14 protein-coding genes and 4 pseudogenes are annotated in these 18,182 nt (G+C 56.9%); 6 read left to right on the top strand and 12 right to left on the bottom strand.

Features of this window, described 5'->3' with window-relative positions; translation table 11 throughout:
• Positions 1–28: 28 nt before the first annotated feature.
• From ACP86_RS19950 to ACP86_RS19900, 11 genes are all read right to left on the bottom strand, one after another.
• A complete protein-coding gene (locus ACP86_RS19950; RefSeq protein WP_053115210.1) occupies positions 29–697 on the bottom strand; it encodes a cupin domain-containing protein in 669 nt (222 codons plus the stop codon).
• Positions 698–760: 63 nt separating this feature from the next.
• On the bottom strand, positions 761–1,381 hold the full coding sequence (locus ACP86_RS19945; protein ID WP_041654905.1) for a glutathione S-transferase family protein: 621 nt from the start codon (positions 1,379–1,381) through the stop codon (positions 761–763).
• Positions 1,382–1,617: 236 nt separating this feature from the next.
• Complete coding sequence (locus ACP86_RS19940; protein WP_053115209.1) at positions 1,618–2,088, bottom strand: GbsR/MarR family transcriptional regulator; 471 nt, start codon at positions 2,086–2,088, stop codon at positions 1,618–1,620.
• On the bottom strand, positions 2,072–3,508 hold the full coding sequence (locus ACP86_RS19935; protein ID WP_053115582.1) for an efflux transporter outer membrane subunit: 1,437 nt from the start codon (positions 3,506–3,508) through the stop codon (positions 2,072–2,074). Before ACP86_RS19935 ends, ACP86_RS19940 begins: the two co-directional genes overlap by 17 nt.
• Positions 3,498–6,665, bottom strand: coding sequence for an efflux RND transporter permease subunit (locus ACP86_RS19930; protein WP_053115208.1), 3,168 nt, complete (start codon positions 6,663–6,665; stop codon positions 3,498–3,500). The genes ACP86_RS19935 and ACP86_RS19930 overlap by 11 nt, the downstream gene beginning before the upstream one ends.
• On the bottom strand, positions 6,662–7,855 hold the full coding sequence (locus tag ACP86_RS19925; protein WP_264752611.1) for an efflux RND transporter periplasmic adaptor subunit: 1,194 nt from the start codon (positions 7,853–7,855) through the stop codon (positions 6,662–6,664). Before ACP86_RS19925 ends, ACP86_RS19930 begins: the two co-directional genes overlap by 4 nt.
• Before the next feature lie 116 nt (positions 7,856–7,971).
• Positions 7,972–9,036 carry a lipid A deacylase LpxR family protein gene (locus ACP86_RS19920; RefSeq protein WP_227507765.1) on the bottom strand — a complete coding sequence of 355 codons (1,065 nt, stop codon included), beginning with the start codon at positions 9,034–9,036 and terminating at the stop codon, positions 7,972–7,974.
• Positions 9,037–9,240: 204 nt separating this feature from the next.
• Entirely contained in the window at positions 9,241–9,687 is a 447-nt protein-coding gene (locus tag ACP86_RS19915; RefSeq protein WP_041335715.1) for a MarR family transcriptional regulator, read from the bottom strand.
• A 612-nt stretch (positions 9,688–10,299) separates the two neighbouring features.
• Complete coding sequence (locus tag ACP86_RS19910) at positions 10,300–10,617, bottom strand: hypothetical protein (protein WP_052479578.1); 318 nt, start codon at positions 10,615–10,617, stop codon at positions 10,300–10,302.
• A 112-nt stretch (positions 10,618–10,729) separates the two neighbouring features.
• Positions 10,730–11,344: a hypothetical protein gene (locus ACP86_RS22785; RefSeq protein WP_075196044.1), complete on the bottom strand. Its 615-nt coding sequence runs from the start codon at positions 11,342–11,344 to the stop codon at positions 10,730–10,732.
• On the bottom strand, positions 11,341–11,637 hold the full coding sequence (locus ACP86_RS19900) for a hypothetical protein (protein WP_041335718.1): 297 nt from the start codon (positions 11,635–11,637) through the stop codon (positions 11,341–11,343). Before ACP86_RS19900 ends, ACP86_RS22785 begins: the two co-directional genes overlap by 4 nt.
• A 454-nt stretch (positions 11,638–12,091) precedes the next feature.
• Here ACP86_RS19900 and ACP86_RS19890 point away from each other — a divergent pair, with 454 nt between their 5' ends.
• The 3 genes and pseudogenes from ACP86_RS19890 to istA all read left to right on the top strand — a co-directional run.
• Positions 12,092–12,868, top strand: a complete 777-nt coding sequence (locus tag ACP86_RS19890; RefSeq protein ID WP_227507764.1) for a DsbA family protein — start codon at positions 12,092–12,094, stop codon at positions 12,866–12,868.
• Positions 12,869–12,905: 37 nt separating this feature from the next.
• Positions 12,906–13,543: pseudogene (locus tag ACP86_RS23335) on the top strand (IS3 family transposase); the annotation flags it as partial.
• Positions 13,544–13,738: 195 nt separating this feature from the next.
• Positions 13,739–14,431: pseudogene (gene istA, locus ACP86_RS19875) on the top strand (IS21-like element ISSpu5 family transposase); the annotation flags it as partial.
• A gap of 300 nt (positions 14,432–14,731) precedes the next feature.
• On the opposite strand, the gene ACP86_RS19870 reads toward istA, so the two are convergent.
• Complete coding sequence (locus ACP86_RS19870) at positions 14,732–15,766, bottom strand: IS110 family transposase (RefSeq protein ID WP_053115202.1); 1,035 nt, start codon at positions 15,764–15,766, stop codon at positions 14,732–14,734.
• 75 nt (positions 15,767–15,841) lie between these two features.
• Here ACP86_RS19870 and ACP86_RS19865 point away from each other — a divergent pair.
• The 3 genes and pseudogenes from ACP86_RS19865 to ACP86_RS19855 all read left to right on the top strand — a co-directional run.
• Positions 15,842–16,708, top strand: a pseudogene (locus ACP86_RS19865) (Mu transposase domain-containing protein); the annotation flags it as partial.
• Between the two features lie 11 nt (positions 16,709–16,719).
• Positions 16,720–17,475 (top strand): IS21-like element ISSpu5 family helper ATPase IstB, encoded by a 756-nt coding sequence (istB, locus tag ACP86_RS19860; protein WP_008170042.1) that lies wholly within the window; start codon positions 16,720–16,722, stop codon positions 17,473–17,475.
• A 107-nt stretch (positions 17,476–17,582) separates the two neighbouring features.
• A pseudogene (locus ACP86_RS19855) lies at positions 17,583–18,086 on the top strand (IS3 family transposase); the annotation flags it as partial.
• Positions 18,087–18,182: the final 96 nt, after the last annotated feature.

Below are 18,182 nucleotides of genomic sequence, written 5' to 3'. Positions count from 1 at the left end.
TGCCTTTTCAATCCCGCTATTGCCGGGCTTATACCCTCGGCGCCCCGGCAAATCGCAGGTGCCCCGTTTTCATCCAGATCTTGGCGCCGTCGTCCCCGGCCGTCACGGACAACCTGTGTCCTTCAGGGAGGCGCAGCCAGTCATGCCTGGCCAGCACCTCGCCATTCCTGATAGCCGAACCTTCGACCACCAGCAGTTCGATTCCGCCGGGCGCCTCAGAGGTCAGTGTCGCCCCCGCATCGAGCTGGCTGTAGGTCACGATCTCACGATCGTCCTCATGCAGCTTTGCGGTGGCAACGCCGCCCACTGGGGCGCCCAGCTCGGCCTCCATATTCTTGCTGAACTGGGTGCGGTCGGCCAGGTCGAACTGCCACAGTTTCACAAATATCGTGCAGCCCGTTTCAGAGCCCGGAATATGTGACGTGGTTGGGGGGTTGCGCACGTAGGTGCCAGCAGGGAAGTCACCGTGCTCGTCCTGGAACACGCCATCGAGTACGATGAATTCTTCTCCACCGGTATGGGTATGCGCCGAGAAATGACTGCCCGGCGCATAACGCACGATGGTCGTGGCGCGGGCAACTTCGTCCCCGATCCGGTCCAGCATGCGCCGCTCCACCCCTTTCATGGGCGAGGGCTGCCATTCAATCTGGTCGGAATGCATAACCACCGGTTTGGAGAAATCTGCATTGATCTCCATGTTATTCCTCCCTTTTGTGCCCTTCATGTTTTCAGCGCTTACATTAAATCCGAAGGTTTCGGATTACCCGGCAATTGAAGGACGGGCTGCGACTTTTGCGCGCCAGGCCTGGAGATTGGTCAGGGACTCGGGAATGTCCACCTTCGCGAAATCCGCAAACCCCAGGCCGGCAAAGGCGGTGATGTCTGCGACCGAGAAGCTGTCGCCTGCGAGAAACTCGTTGTCCGCCAGAACGCTGTCAAGATAGGCCATGGTTGCGCTGGCAATTTCTTTCTGTTTATTACCCCATTCAGCACACTGCCAGGTTTCCAGATCCGGACCAAGCCCGGGGGTCGCGTGATGGAAATAGGCACCCACGGCATTCATCAGACCGTTTTCTGCCCGCAGATTCATCATTGCGATACGGGCACGCTCCGCTGGGGTTGTACCCATAAGGGACGGACCATCAAAGACGCCGTCGATATATTCGGTGATGGCATTGCACTGGGCGATGCAGGTGCCGTCGTCAAGTTCCAGCATGGGCACGGTGGCATCCGGGTTTTTCGTCTTGAACGCCTCGGAACGGTGCTCGCCGCCCATGACATCGACCGGGACGAATTCCACCTGGTTTGTTGCGCCTTTTTCTGCCAGAGCGATGCGAACGCGGAGCGGGTTCGGAAAGCCTTCGATATCGTAGATTTTCATTGATTACCTCTGTTGGTCATTAAGCATACGACACTTAATTTACCTATCAGTAGGTAGGTTTGCAAGAGGCAAATTGACGAGCCTGCTTTGTTTTGAGCCGTTGACAAGACATTCCAAACGGTGAGAACGGTCCAGGCCCTCCTTGCAGTAACACCGACGGGGGTTGCTCTGACATAGCCAGCGTTTCATTCAGGCCCGGATGAAGCTCGAGCCTACTCCTTTGGTTTTATTTGGTTTTATTTTGTTTTATGACCTCGGACTTGAGATTTCAGTTGCTTCAGAAGGTCTTTGGAGCTCTCATAATACAGAGTGTAGAACTGATCGAGATCAGTCAGCTTGGCAAGCGTTTGTTCATTGGTAATGGTTGCCTTGGCTTCGGCAATCACCTCCTTTCTGGCCTCGAGCCGTTTTATCTGCCCTTCCACCAAGGCAGCATAAGGATGGGGACGAATTGCGAAAAAATCCTGGCGCTCACCCGGCATTGTTCGACGTTCAACAATACCGAGCCTTTCAAGAAAGCACGTATTCGTACTGACGCTCGCCTTACTGACGCGCAACGTATCCACAAGCTGCGATGAGCTGACGGGACCATCCGACACGATAAGTGTCGCCCAAAGTTGCCCAGCGATGCGGGAAAAGCCTTCAGATTGAGCCTGAAGACCGAGGCGCTCAATAAAACGCCTGTCTGAATCAGTCAGTGTTTGCATAATCAGAAGATTGTAGCGAACTCTGCCAACCCCCGCCCAGAGCTCGATACAAATTAACCGTTGACTGCAATTGATCACGCCGCGTTTCCACGAGATCAAGTTCGGTTGTAAACAGGCTTCGTTCAGCGTCCAGCACCTCCAGGTAACTGGACGCGCCCCCCTCAAATCGCAATCGCGCAAGTTTAGTTGTGCTTCGCAGTGCTGCTACCTGCCGGGCCTGCGCTTCCAAGCGATCTTCGGTACCACGCACCCCGGCCATAGCGTCGAGCACCTCCCGAAACGCCACTTGAATGGCCTGACGATACGCAATCAGGGCCTGGCGTTGACGCGCCTCCGCCTGATTGACCAGTGCCTCGGATCGCCCGAAGTCCAGCAACGGGCCGACTAACGAGCCGCCCAACTGCCAAGTGGATGCGGAGCCCTGGAACAAGTCGCCACCGGAGGCACTTCGCAGGCCCAGCAGCCCCTCAAACGAAATCCTGGGCAGGAACGCCGCCCGGGCAACACCGATTTCGGCATTGGTCGCTATCAATTCCTGTTCAGCTGCAGCAATATCAGGTCGCCGGACCACGAGGTCCGCGGGCCGTCCGGCAGGGATTCTGGCCGGAACATTCATCTCATCAATGGTATCTGCTACGGAAATATCACTCCGTACAATCTGTTGTGGATCTCGCCCCAGAAGCACTGCCAAGGCGTTTCTCTGAAGGGTGTGCTGCTGGCGAAGCCTCGGAAGTTCGGATTCAGCGGCTGCAAGCTCGGCTTCAGCCTGCCGCAGGATCAATTCGTTAACTTCGCCTCCTTCGGACCGGGCCCGTTGCAGGGCGACCGATTCGCGGCGGGATGACACGGTGCGTTCCGCGATGTCGATCTGACGATCAAGCGCACGCAAATTGAAGTAACCATTGGCCACCTCACCAATCACGGCTAGTCGGACGGCCTCGCGATTCGCTGCACTGGCCAGAAGCCGTGCCCGGGCTGCTTCGCTGGCATTCGCAAGTCGCCCCCAAAGATCCAGCTCGTACGATAGCACCCCACCGACCTGGATATCGTTAAAGGGTTGACCACCACCAGCACTGTTGACAACCTCCTCACTCGGCCCCTGGCGCACCGCAGAGCCCTCTACCTCCAGAAGCGGATATTGTTCCGCCTGCTGGCCGGTAAGGAGCGCCCGCGCCTCGGCGACCCGGGCAGCAGCAAGTTGCAGGTCGCTGTTGGCACCAAGCGCCTCTTCAACAAGGGTGACAAGCGCCGGATCGCCAAAGCCACGCCACCAATCCAGGGGGAGTTTCTCGTCCGCCGAAAGTCGTGCGGAAGACCAGTTTTCCGGCACCGACGGCTCGGGTTTCTCAACAGTCGGCGCGAGTGAGCAGCCACCAAGTGACAAAGCAATCACAGTGGCCAGCAATACCTTAACGATCATCAGCCACACCTCCGTCTGCACGTCCGGGAGCGGCCGCAGCCGAGGCATCCTGGTCTCTGGAGCCACTCAGAAAATCCGTGATACGGCGGACGACCACATAGAACAGTGGAATAAAGAACGTCGCCAGTATCGTTGCCGAAATCATGCCGCCGAGAACCGCCGTTCCTATCGCAATACGGGTGGTTGCACCGGCTCCACTGGCGAAAGCAAGCGGCAACACACCCATGCCGAAAGCAACCGATGTCATCAGAATCGGCCTCAAGCGCACTCGCGCCGCTTCCTTGGTTGCCTCAATCAGCTTCATTCCCTGCTCCTCGAGTGTTCGGGCGAACTCCACCAGAAGTATAGCGTTGCGCGCAGTCACACCAACGGTGGTCAGAATGCCAACCTGGAAGAAGACGTCGTTAGGAAGCCCGCGAACCATCGCTGCAAGTACCGCCCCGAGTACGCCCAATGGCACCGCCAGCATCACGGAAATGGGTATCGTCCAACTTTCGTAGAGCGCGGCGAGCGCCAGAAACACCACCAGTGCCGACAGCGCGTAAAGCAGGGATGCCTGGGCACCGGCCTGGCGCTCCTGATAGGACAGGCCGCTCCAGGCTCCGGCCACACCGTCCGGGAGTTGAGCGATCAAACGTTCGACCTCCGCCATGGCCTCACCGGTACTGTACCCCGGTGCCGGCTCACCCTGAATCTGGCGGGACGGAACACCGTTGAAACGCTCAAGGCGCGGTGAGCCATACTCCCAGCGTCCGTTCGTCACTTCGCTCAACGGGGTCATCTCTCCGTTACCGGCTCGCAGATACCACGCCTCAAAATCCTCAGGCAGCATCCGGAAAGGGGCATCACCCTGAACATAGACTCGCTTGACCCGCCCCTCATGGAGAAAATCGTTAACGTATTGCGAGCCCCAGGTCACCGACAGAAGTCGACTGATCTCGGACAACTCTATGCCAAGGGCCTGTGCCTTTTCGTGATCAATGTCCACTTTGTAGCGGGGATTGTCCGCCAAACCGTTGGGGCGCACACTCGTCAGCACGGGGCTTTCGGCCGCCAACTGCAACAATTGACCTTGCGCTGCCATGAGCGCTTCATGCCCGATGGCACCCCGATCCTGTAAACGCAACTCAAAGCCCAGGGCCCGCCCCAATGCCGGTATCGGTGGCAGGTTGAAAGCAAAAGCCCGCCCATCACGCACCAGCCCGGCAAGCGCCCGGTTCGCCCGCTGAATGATGGCGCCGGCGCTTTGCGTCTCGGGATCGCGCTCACTCCATGGCTTGAGATTGACGAACGCCAGTCCCGCGTTCTGCGCCCGGCCAGCGAAGCTGAAACCAGCGATTGTGAAGAGGCCCTGCACCTCATCCTGCTCCATAAAGTAATCTTCGATAACCTCAATGGTATCGATTGTGCGCTGCTGGGTCGCACCGGCGGGCAACTGATACTGCACCACGGCAAATCCCTGGTCCTCCGCGGGCAGGAACCCGCCGGGCAACCGCACAAAGAGAACGGCCACCAGGACGACGATGCCCAGGAACGCCAATGTGTAGAGCCAGGCGTGGCGCGCCGTATGGCCAACCAGCCGGACATAGCCCCGGGTCAGCCGCCCCAGGCCTGCTTCAAACCAGCCGAACAGCTTTTGCAGCAAGGTTCTTTCGTGCGTGGGCTTGAGTATCCGACCACACAGCATGGGGCTCAGAATCAGAGCCACCAGCACCGAAAGCACCATGGCACCGGCAATACTCAAAGAAAACTGTCGATAGATTGCCCCCGTGGAGCCCGGAAAGAAGGCCATCGGAATAAAAACAGCAGACAGCACCACACCGATGCCAATCAGCGCGCTGGCAATCTGCCCCATGGACTTACGCGTCGCCTCCATCGGGCCCAGGCCGTCCTCATGCATCACCCGCTCGACGTTCTCCACCACCACGATGGCGTCATCCACCAGAAGGCCGATCGCCAATACGAGACCGAAGAGAGTGAGCATGTTGATGGAAAAGCCGAAGGCCGCCATGATCGCAAAGGTGCCCAGCAGCACCACCGGGATTGCGATCGCTGGTATCAGGGTAGCCCGCCAACTCTGGAGAAATACGAGCATGACCAGGACCACCAGGGCGATTGCCTCAATGATGGTTGTGACCACCGCGTCGATGGAGGCCTCCACGAAAGGGGCCGTCTGGTAGGGATACCGAATTTCCACCCCTTCGGGAAAATAGGGCTCGAGCTCCTGGAGCCGCGCTTTAACAGCCTCTGTGACCGCAAGCGAGTTGGCACCCGGCGCCAGATTGATGCCAAGTCCGGCAGCCGGTTCGCCATCGTAGAAAGTGTCAATCTGGACTGCACCGCCGCCCAGCTCAACGCGGGCAACATCACCCAGGCGCACCCGGGACCCGTCGGGCATACTCTTGAGCAGGATGTTGCGGAACTCTTCGGTTGAGGTGAGCAAGGTCTGGGCGGTGACCGTGGCATTGAGCTGCTGGCCCTCGACCGCGGGCAGCCCGCCGAGCTGGCCGGCGGTGACCTGGGCGTTTTGCGCCTCGATGGCGGCGCTCACGTCGGCGACGGTCAGGCCGTAATTGGTCAACGCCGAAGGGTCCAGCCAAATCCGCATCGCATATTCAGAGCCGAAAACCTGCACGCTGCCGATACCTGTTACCCGTCCAATGGGTTCGGCTAACTCGGAGCTGATAAAATCGGCGATATCCAGCTTGCTGAGGCGACCGTCGGTAGAGACGAATGCCATTACCATCAGAAAGCTGGTGCTGGATTTCTCAACGCTGATCCCCTGCTGGCGCACCACTTCCGGGAGTCGCGGCTCCGCCAGTTTGAGCTTGTTCTGCACCTGGACCTGGGCAATGTCCGGATCGGTGCCCGCCGCAAAGGTGAGAGTAACCGTAGCGTGGCCTGAGGAATCCGCTGTCGACCCCATATAAAGCAGATTGTCGAGGCCGGTCATCTCTTGTTCAATGACCTGAACCACCGTATTGGACACTGTGTCCGCCGAGGCACCAGGATAATCGGCCTGAATTTCCACCGCCGGCGGCGCCACCGACGGGTATCGCTGGACCGGCAAAACGAAGATCGCCATGATACCCGCCAGCATGGCGACAATGGCCAGAACCCAGGAAAAAACGGGCCTGGAAATAAAGAAATTAATCATTGCGCGGTGCCCTCGTCGTCGGAGGCGTTCTTCTTCGGATTATTCGTGCCACTGGCTTGCTGGTTTTGGGGGGGATGTAATGGAATATCTGCGGCAACCGGCTTCACCTTGGCTCCAGGCCGAACCTTTTGCAGACCGGAGACGATGAGGCGATCCCCCGGTTCCAGCCCCTTTTCCACCAGCCAGAAAGCGCCAATGGCCCGCTCTGCCTCTAACTGGCGGGCGACAACTTCACCCTCCGGGTTGACCAGCAACGCGGTGGCCTCTCCTTGCGGGTTACGGCTCACGCCCTGCTGCGGCGCCAGAATGGCGTTCTCCCGAATTCCCTCACTCAGACGAACGCGCGCATACATACCTGGCAGGAGATCTTCGTCCGGATTGGGAAAAACGGCTCTCACCGTGACGGAACTCGTGCTTTGGTTGACGGTAACATCCGTAACGTCAACGCGACCTCTGTGGGGATAGACGGTACCGTCTTCGCGCAACAAAACAGTCTCGGCTTCATTTGGGCCGGCCTCAGAAGCAGCGCCCTCCTTCAGAGACGACCGAATTCGAGCCAGTTTTTCGACCGGTAGCTGAATATCGACATACATGGGATCAAGCTGCACCACGCGCGCCAGGATCTGGGGTTGATTGGCGGTCACCAGCGCACCCTCCGTGTACAGTGTCGGGCCAATGCGCCCTGCGATGGGAGCCTTGACCTCGGTATACTCCAGTTCGATACCCGCCGTTTCGACCATAGCCTGGGATCGGGAGACATTCGCCCGGGCTGTCTCCAATGCCGATAACGCTTCATCACGTTGACGCTTGCTGACCGCGTTCTTCTCAAACAAGTCTGACGTACGTGCCCACTCCCGCTGCGCCTGTCGCAATTCGGCCTGTGCGCGCTCCAGTTCTGCCTGGGCCCGTTGATGGGCAGCACGGTATCGGTTGGGGTCGATCTGGTAGAGGACCTCACCTGCTTTGACCTGGGCGCCTTGTTCAAACAAGCGCTCCTGCAAAATGCCCGTGACTTGCGGCCTCACCTCCGAGATACGGTAAGCGGCGGTTCTGCCCGGCAGTTCCATTGAAAGATTCACACGCTGCGACTGCATCTCAACAACTCCTACTTCCGGAGGCGGCGGTGCAGACTTCTCAGCCTTTGCCTGACCGGGGGAATTGTCGCAACCAGCCAGCAACAAAGCCGCCATCCACATTGGCAACATGCGGACCCCGAATAGACGCGCCATCAAACTCTTCTCTGTTTCCATATAGCTAACCTCTGAATGGGCCAAAGACTCAAAAACCGCTCGATCCATGCCTTTATTTATAACCAGGTAGACAGAACGATCGATCCAAACTGATCGACGCCGTCCTTTTCCTCGAATTCTTCGCTACGCCATAGGTAGGTGTAGGCGATCTGCCAGCGATCCCAGGTCAATGCCGCACCCACCTGGGCGTCGCCAACCCATTCGCGGCTATCAACCGAGTGGCTGCCCTCGAAACTGTTGCCGTCGAGCAGCAGGTTGTGCGCCATATAGCGCCCTTCAACGGCAGCGAAGACGTACCAGCTAAAGCCCTGATCCCGCCGAAAAGAGGATTGCCCGCCTTGTGCAGGAGCGACTGACGGAATGCCGAAACTACGATCAAGCCCCTCCCCCAAACGAAACCCAAGGCCGCCGGAAGCGTAGGTATACAGGTTGCCGAGCGCAAACCCGGCAGACGGCCCATATTCAATGGTCAGCCCAGAAAAGTTTTGCTTCATAAGCCAGGCACGTTCATAACCGAAATTGATGACTGGCTCGTTATCAAGCTGGTTATCCCAACCCTTCGGCTTGTCTGCCGCAATCAGTTCATGGAAATTTCGTTGGACTACTTCAGCACCAGAAGCCGGTCCTACGATGCCCACGTCGATATGCAGGCTGTCTGCCAAACGCAAACCACCGTGCTCCCTTTCGCTTAGTAGCGAAATCCCGCCAAACAAAAGGCCGGCATAGGGACGGTCATCTTTAATAAGCGCTTCAACCTTTATATCTTCCGGCGTATACATCTGTTGACCTAGCCGATATGTTGCGCCGGCAAGACTACTGCCAGACCAGCCCGGAATGACGTCCGCAAGACGGCGGGTCCAATGTCGATCAGGGGGCTCAAAGGCCCAGATCACCTCTGCGCCGTTGGTATATTGACCATCGCCGCCGGCGGAAAACGCATCATTTTCTACTTTCAGGGACAGCAGGCCTTCAGCGGAAGCTGATGTCACAAGAGAACCCAGCAACAGACCTGAGCACCAATTCCGATAACGCTTTCTGCAACATCCAGATTTCACTGAAGGTTCCTCTGCCAAAGCTGGGTTGAACCGGATGCAAAAGAACTTGCTCCAGGATGCTGACATACCTTCCGCTACGGCGACTTTTGGTCGCCGGCCAGAAATGATGAGACGGCTGCCCGCACAACTTGTTCAATCTGTTCAGTATAAACTGAACGTAACACAATTAATGATTGACAGCTAGCCGTGATGGAACTGTCCTGTCCCGGTGGAATATGCGGAACGCTCCCGTTCTAATCTTGTCGCTCGCGCCTGAAAAATGTCTCGGGTTCAGGAATTTTTGAGGTTGACGGAATTTTCCATAACCCGCTCAAAAACACGCAGGGCGACTTCCAGGTCGTTATTTTCAATGCCTTTCAGCATCTTCTCTCGCAAGACATTCGCCCGCTCATTCAGTTCGCTCATAAAGCGCTCACCGGCATTGGTAAGGTACAGCAGCCTGACGCGGCGATCACGCTTACAGTGCCGGCGTTCAATCAGACCCTGCTCCTCGAGGCTGTCAAGCAGGCGGACCAATGTCGGATTCTCGATGGTCATCAAATGGGCTAACTCTCGCTGGGTCAATCCTCCACCACCACGCTGCAGGCAGACCATGGTGAACCAGCGAGCTTGGGTAACCCCCAGGTCTTTCAGGCGCTCATCCAACAACTTACGCCAGCACCTTGCTACCCGGGCATTGGTGAATGGAAACTGATCTCGAGGGGTTTGTGGGTCCATGTCACTGTCCTGCTATTGATGATTCAGTAACAGTAAATCGTAAGCTAATCATATAGACAAGCGTCGGTTACACATTAGCCAGGTTTGCGCCAGATCAATATGCAACATCACGCGGATTCCGAGGCCAGCTAAGGAACTTCTCCTTCCAGTGAGACAGGTAACTCCTCACTTTTTCAGAGACAGGAGGCCTTCAGCGCATTGTCGCCCTGGTGGACACCCTTGCTGCCGTGACCGGCAACCGGCTTAAAAAAGCTGGCGCCGAGCGCTCCACAACGCTGTAACATCTTCACTCGAAACCAGCCCGGTCTTCGGCACGACGTCTTCCAGGCAATCCGCATTCGCTATGGTCAGTCCCCAGTCTAGTAGAGTCTGCGGGGTCGACAACAAGGCCAAGTTCCGCTTATCGCCCAGAATGGCATGAACTCGGGGGTTGGGTGACCAAAAAACCAGTAGTTCAATAGGTTGAGAGTGTTTTTGGGCTATTTTTCACGTTTGTCTGCCAACCCTCTGACAGCGGTAAAAGGGAAATTACAACAATCTTCAATACTGCACTTATCTAGGGTTTTGATTCCTCATGGATGCGAAATGGTTGAATTTGAGGAGCTGGGTCGCTCAGGCATGACCTGAATCATCATCAGTGGGGGCGCCCTCTGACTCCTCTTCCATCACTTCAGCAACGAGTTCTTCGGCTACAGGATCTGTCTCACCATCGTTCTCTCGAATTACTATATACCAGCCAAGAATCAACCCGACGACATTATCCCCTGGGCCTTCTTCTAGGTGTTCTAAAAGAAGTCCCTCACTGCTTTCACAGATCTGCTTGACCACGTTCCAGTCGAATTCGATCTTGCCTGTCTCAAGGCGTTTGAGCCCGAGATCTGCGAAAGATAGATGATCCGGAATGACCACACGCGCCTTACGTTGCTCCATTGAAGAGCTCCTTGTTTATTCGGATGCTCAAACCTTAATCGTCCGTAGCTTATCGATCAAATTCATGTATCGCTTCCCAAAGACGAACTCCGAGCCATCGAGCCAGGCGTTCTCAATCTCCGATAAGCGCCCTCCTGCCGGCGGAGGTCAAAGGCTGGCGTTGCGTGAATACTTCGCGCCTTGATTTGTCGCTCAAAACAGCGTTCAGCTGGTAAACAACGCCGGCTGATTTCGGATCGCCGTCCGAGTAAAAGAATGAGATCAGCTGGAGAGCATGAATGTCCGACAGCGGGATTCCCCCATTGTGACGAGATTGGCTCGATTCCTTCCCGAACTGCCCTGATTTGCGATCGAACACCGGCCGGCTTGCCGAGCGATAAAGAACGTAGACAATTGTGAGGTACCCGGGAATCAGGATGAACAGTGCGATAAACGCAAACTTGCGCCAGGTGTCGACGACCAGAATCATCGGCAGGGTAATCAGAACAAGCATCACAGCCATCAGGATCTTCAGCGAGGATGGCAATGCAAATGTCAGAGCAAGTGGCCCGAGGGAAACGAGCCTCCGGCGTAGAAGCACGCTTTGCGTGTCCAGCGGAGACCATGAGACCTTGCTGGCAAAGTGGTCCGCATACTGACTTGTATCAACGGGCCCAGGATTAAAGCGATGTTTCATTCGAGCCCGAAACTCAGCCCACCCCAGAAATTTCAGCACAGTTTTCTTCATGGCTTTGATTGCGACCAACGATGTTGATTACCGAGTGATGTTGCGTTAACCAGGGCATTCAGGATCCGTAGCAAGACGAAATAAAGCAACATCCAGGGAGCCGACAACAGAAGCATCAGTGGCCACAGGTTGCTAGCCAGAAGGAATGCGATGATTGTGTACGCGGTGATGAGGGCGCCTATGACCGCTGAAACGACTGCAGGGGACTTCCAATGACCGCGAAGAACTCTCAAGGTGACGAACTGGAGAATGACGTAGGCGGCAAAAGCCAGGAACAGCAGTTCAATCTTCAACGGCACTCCTGATCTTTCTGCCGACGTCTATCCAGTCTAGGAGAGACTCATGAGTTTCATCCAGCTGAGTTGGGTGGATGCTCACCGATCCGTAGCCACCATCAGGAGTGATTGCGTAGGCCGCCACTCTATATGCCTCTATCCCTGACGATAGAACGGCAATCACATCCGAATTAGATTCCGCAACAATGGCACAGTGACCTGTGTACCCGGCGGGCAGGTAACTGGTTGCCACCTCGCCGCCAATTTGATCTGCGACCTGTGCGATCACGATTCCACTAATTTGGGTCTTCAAAGTCAGGGTCTGCCTTTAAGTGGGCCAGTCAAATCACCAGCTATTTCTGTTTGAAAATAACTGCTGGAATTCTACTGTTAGGGACAATGCCCGGCGGAAAACAAAAGGTCATGCCTACCTGACCGTTTGAACCTTATTAATCGGTCCTGAGCCGATAGGATGGTGAAAATTTATTCCGGACCTTTTGTTATGCCCAAACTCTCGCAAGTAGCTGTCTTCGCGGCTCTTGGCGTTCTCTCGCTGAGCCACGCTCACCACTTTTCAGAGATTAAAGCGCTCAAACAAGGGCAATCTCAGGTCAAGCAGACGCTTACAAGCAATGAAGTCGTGTCCATCGTGGATCAGAGGTTGGGCCTTGCCGAACAAAGGCTGGCAAAGAACGCTTTTCAAGCTCTCATCGGAGAATATGAATTGGCCTCCCCTCAAACACCTGAAGACCGGCTCGTATACGGCAACCTGAACGCTCGCCTCACCATGCAGGAATTTAGCGATATTGAGTGCCCGTTTTGCCGCAAAATGCATAGTGGATTGAAGTCGGTCGTTGATAACTCCCGCGGCGTCGTCAACTGGGAATTCAAGCATTTCCCTTTAAGCGGTCATAACCCGGCGGCCGCCATGCAAGCCAAAGCCGTCGAGTGCGTGCGAGAGTCCTATGGCAACCAGGTTGCCTGGGCTGCCCTTGACCAATTTTTCGAGAAAACTCGAAGCAATGGTCAGGGGGTGGGTGATCTGCCGACGTTTGCCAGATCGATGGGCTTGAGTGGCAAAGCGATGGAGCTCTGCCTGGATTCAGAGGCCCACGAAGACCGAATCTCCGGGGATTATCGTGAGGGATCCAAGCTAGGTATTAGCGGAACACCCGCTCTGAGAATTCTTGATCACAAAACCGGTCGTGATTACCTCATCTGGCAAGCCCCCGATACAGTAGACGCCTGATAGCGTTACACTAAACGCAAATCTACAGGTGTTGGTAATGAGCGGAAAGCGCTACTCCGAAGAATTCAAAATCGAAGCGGTCAAACAAGTTACTGAGCGTGGCTACAAAGTGACTGATGTGTGTCGGAGGTTGGGGATTACCTCAGCCAGTCTGCACAAATGGATCAAGCTCTACGGTGATGCTGGCAGCCAACATCAACAAATTAGCGAACAGCAGGAAGAGCTGCGCAGGCTCAGAGCGGAACTGCGCCGGGTCAGCGAGGAGCGCGACATACTAAAAAAGGCCGCAGCGTTCTTTGCCAAGGAGTCCAAGTAAAGTATCGCTTCATCAGGACTCACCAGAGTGAATTTCGAGTCCGTGTCATGTGCCGGGTTCTGGGCGTCCATTTCAGTGGCTTCTATGCCTGGCTGCATAAACCGGAAAGCCCTCGCGCCAAGGCCAACCGTCGCTTGGTGGGGCTGATCAAACAGGCTTGGCTCGAAAGTGGTGGCGTGTACGGTTACCGAAATATCACCCTTGATCTTAAAGACCTCGGCGAGAGATGCAGTAAGAATCGGGTGTACCGATTAATGAAGGCCGAAGGTATCCGTGCTCAGCGCGGCTACAAGCGCCACAAAGGCTACTACGGCGGAGAGCCAGCGCATGTTGCGCCCAATCATCTGGATCGCGACTTTGCGGCTCAGAAGCTGCGTATTCCAGACCAAGGTTGCCACTGATTCCAGACGAAGCCTGCCACCCATTCCACGCGAAAGCTGCCACTGATTCCACGGCAAAGCTGCCACCCTGGCAGGCTGCCTGATTTCCCCATCAAAACGTCCGGCGCGGGATAACTAACGGTACTCTGCTCCTTTTCATCCGGAGAGGGCCAGATGCCAGCGATGAGGTTATCCATGCGTAAAATCAAAGAAGTCCTTCGCCTCAAGTGGGAGCGAGGGCTGAGTAACCGGCAGGTTGCCGCAGCCTGCGGCATCAGTCGCCCCACTGTGAGCGAGTATCTGCGGCGTGCTGCTGAGGCGGAGCTTGGCTGGCCGCTGCCAGAGGATCTGAGTGAAGCCCAGCTGGAGCAACGGCTGTTCCCGCCACCACCGGATCTGCCGGCACAGGCCCGAGGCATTCCGGATTGGAAGCGAATCCACGATGAACTCCGGGGCAAGAACGTCACCCTGTTCCTGCTCTGGCAGGAGTACCGGGAAGCCAATCCGGATGGCTACCAGTACAGCTGGTTCTGCGAGCACTACCGGGCCTGGCAGGGCAAGCTGGATCTGGTGATGCGTCAGGACCACCGAGCCGGTGAAAAGCTGTTCGTGGACTATGCTGGGCACACGGTGCCCGTCATTGATCGCACCACCGGTGAGATCCATGAGGCGCAAGTCTTTGTGGCGGTGATGGGTGCGTCCAATTACACCTACGCCGAGGCCACCTGGAGCCAGACCCTGCCGGACTGGATCGGCTCTCACATCCGAGCCTTCGAGTTCCTGGGCGGCGTGCCGGAACTGGTGGTTCCGGATAACCTCCGTTCCGGCGTCAGCAAGGCCCATCGCTACGAGCCGGATCTCAATCCGTATATGGTCTCCTCCCCGTTTGCAAGGTCTCAGCACTCAATGTCAGGGACAGGTTTGCGCCCGTATATCCGGCCTGTTTGATGAGGCGGCTTTGTCGCCTCTGGCCTTGATGGAAGATCCGCGCCTGCCGTCCTTATCGACCTAACGGCCTCTGGGGCCCTTGGATTAGTCAGGTTTTCGGCAGGCCGGTCTGACCTGTTATGCCATCGATTGCTGTGACCCTCGCAACCTGCGGGAAGGGTAACCGCTTTACTTTCCGACGTCGCGTCGGTGATTTAGCTCAGTCAATCCCTGACTTATTCATACCGCCAGCCGTTGCTCCGATGGCTGGTAGTGCTCGCCTCGGGCGATAATCACCCAGGCAATGCGAACCAACTTGTTGGCCAATGCGACGGTTGCCTTGTTGAACCCTCGCTCTGCCTTGAGTCGCTGGATCCATCGGCTGAGGCGGTCCATTTTCCCGTCCGCACGGGCAACCACCGCTCTCGCCCCGTGAACCAGTTGGGCGCGTACGTACGGGTCGCCTCGCTTGCTGATTCCCAGTAAGACGTCTTTGCCCCCGGTGCTGTTCTGACGGGGGATCAGGCCCAGCGCTGCGCCAGCGTCTCGGCCTCGCCGGAATTGGCGGCCATCACCCATCCAGCCCTTCAGCAGACTGGCGACGACTTCACCAACGCCCGGTATCGCTTGCAGGCGCCGACAGGTCTCATCCTGTCTCGATCTCTGCTTTACTTGTTGGTCGTACCAGGCCAGTTCCTGCTCTACTTCCAGAAAACGCTGATACTGGCGGTGCAACAACTGCCGGGCCCGCTCGCTCAACCCGTTGTCAGCGTCTTCCAGTGCCAGTGGCAGCTCCCGGCGCAGCGCCGCTATTCCCTGGGGCATGATCACACCGTACTCGGCCAGCAACCCTCGAAGCTGATTGCTGATTCGTACCCGATCCTTGCTCACGCCCTGGCGCAGCTTGTGCAGCATCTGATCATCCTGCTGCTCGACCTCTTTGATCGGCACCGGGCGAATTCGCCCATGTTCACTGGCCTCCGCAATGGCCCGAGCATCGTTGTAATCGTTTTTCTGACCTCGAAGATAGCCCTTCACATGTTGAGGCGGTAACAACTCAACCTGATGCCCTAACGCTCGTATCTGGCGAGCCCAATAGTGCGAGCTCCCACACGCCTCAAGAGCGACTGTGCAAGGCTCCAAACGCACCAGCTGCTCCAGCAACTGCTTGCGGCGAACTTTGCGCTTCCACCCGCTGTGACCTTTAGGGCCCAGCCCAAAAAGGACAAACGTGTTCTTTGCGAGATCAATGCCAACCGTTGTAACCTTACTCATGGTCTCCTCCCACTCGTTTCTGATAGGAAAATTCTCCTTCCCTATCCTGGCGCATTGCGACGCCGATTAGGAGGGGAGGAGACCATCTCATCGACCTATCAGGATATGGCTAGCCATTATGGCGTGGCCGTTGTCCCCACACGGGTTCGCAAGCCCCGTGACAAGGCCAAGGTGGAAGGTGGCGTATTGATCGTTGAGCGCTGGATCCTGGCGGCCCTGCGCCATCGTCAGCACTTCTCCCTGGGGCAGCTCAACGCCACCATCCGTGAGCTGTTGGAGAAGCTCAATAGCCGCCCCTTCCGCAAGTTGCCCGGGTGCCGGCTTGATCACTTCAAACAGCTGGACCAGCCGGTTCTACAACCGCTACCCGCCGAGCCGTATGTCTACGCCGAGTGGAAAAAAGCCCGGGTACACATCGACTACCACGTGGCCATCGATGGGCACTACTACTCGGTGCCCTACACCCTGATCAAGAAAGAGGTGGAGGTCCGGATCACCCACAACACCATCGAATGCTTCCACCGGGGCAACCGGATCGCCAGCCACCGGCGTTCGGATCAGAAGGGTCGGCATAGCACCATCGCCGCTCACATGCCGGAGTCCCATCGCCAAGCCGGCGAGTGGACCCCAGAGCGACTGACCGCCTGGGCAGCCAAGACTGGACCGGCAACTGAAAAGCTTATCCGTACCGCGCTGGGGGCAAGAAAGCATCCGCAACAGGCCTATCGGTCCTGTCTGGGCATTCTCCGGCTGGGCCAGAGCTACGGCGAGGCACGATTAGAACGTGCCTGCCAACGCGCCCTGATGCTGGGCAGTTGCCGATACAAGAGCATCGAATCCATCCTCAAGCACCGCCTGGATGAGCAGCCCCTGGAAGAGCAACAAGAACTGGCCTTACCCGACACACACGACAACATCCGTGGCCCCGCCTACTACCACTGAAGGAACCTGACATGCTGAAACATCCCACGCTGGATAAGCTCCACGCCCTCAAACTGACCGGCATGGCCGCCGCCCTGGCGGATCAATCGGCCACCCCCGACATTACCGACCTGAGCTTCGAGGAGCGCCTTGGCCTGCTGGTCGACCGGGAAATGACGGAACGGGACAACCGACGCATGAGCAGCCGCCTGCGCCGGGCCAAGCTGCGACACGCCGCCATCCTCGAAGACATTGATTACCGGAACTCACGGGGCCTGGATAAAGGGCTTGTCCAGAGTCTGGCCAGCTGCCAGTGGGTGAAGGAACACCTGAACGTGCTCATCACCGGCCCGACTGGCGTCGGGAAAACCTGGTTGGCCTGTGCTCTGGCACACAAGGCCTGCCGGGAGGGTTACACCGCCCAGTACGTCCGCCTGACCCGGCTGCTACGAGAGCTGACCATCGCCAAGGGCGATGGCCAATACTCAAAGCTCCTGACCAGCCTGGCCAAGGTCGACGTGCTGATCCTGGATGACTGGGGGCTGATGAAGCTGAGCGCGGAGAACCGGCGGGACTTGCTGGAGGTGCTGGAAGACCGACATGGCCGGCGCTCCACCATCGCCACTAGCCAATTACCCATCGAGGAATGGCACGGCATCATCGGTGACGCCACTCTGGCAGATGCCATCCTGGACCGGCTCGTACACAACGCCTACAAGATCAATCTGCGGGGCGAATCCATGCGAAAACAGCAGGCAAAGTTGACGGGCACTGAGACTTCGGAGTAAGAAGAGAAACCCCGCGTCGCTACGCTCCGATGGGTGGCAGCCTTGCTCCGGTCCGGGTGGCAGGCTTCACGTGGAATGGGTGGCAACCTTCAGCGGTTTACGCACAGAAGCCGAATGAGCGATGGGTGACTGACATTACCTACATTCGTACCCACGAGGGATTTTTGTATCTCGCCACCGTTCTAGACCTGTTCTCCCGGCAAATTGTGGGCTGGTCCATGAAGCCGCGTATGTCGACGGATCTAGTAATGGACGCCTTGCTCATGGCCTCCTGGAGGCGCAGACCGAAACACGAGGTTCTGATTCATTCAGATCAAGGTTCTCAGTACACCAGCCGTGAATGGAGAGACTTCCTGAAGGACCACCGTTTGAAGCCCAGTATGAGCCGTCGTGGAAACTGTCACGACAATGCGGTTGCTGAGAGCTTCTTCTCGCTGCTCAAGAGTGAGCGAGTGAAGCGGAAAATCTACAAGGATCGTGAAACCGCCCGGCAAGATATCTTCGATTACATCGAGATGTTTTATAACCCGATTCGCCGTCACGGCAATAATGGTGGATTGTCACCGGTGGACTTCGAAAAGCAGTATTTCACGAAGCTGTCAGGTGTCTAGGATATCGGGGGCTTGCCAATCAAAGGCTATAAAACGCCAGAGCAGCTGGCCCAAGCCCTTCAGCAGATTCTTGGGAGCTGATGTGGCAATTTACTT

It is taken from the genome of Marinobacter sp. CP1, assembly GCF_001266795.1.
Lineage (GTDB): Bacteria > Pseudomonadota > Gammaproteobacteria > Pseudomonadales > Oleiphilaceae > Marinobacter > Marinobacter flavimaris.
This window is presented reverse-complemented; position numbering and strand designations above follow the sequence as displayed.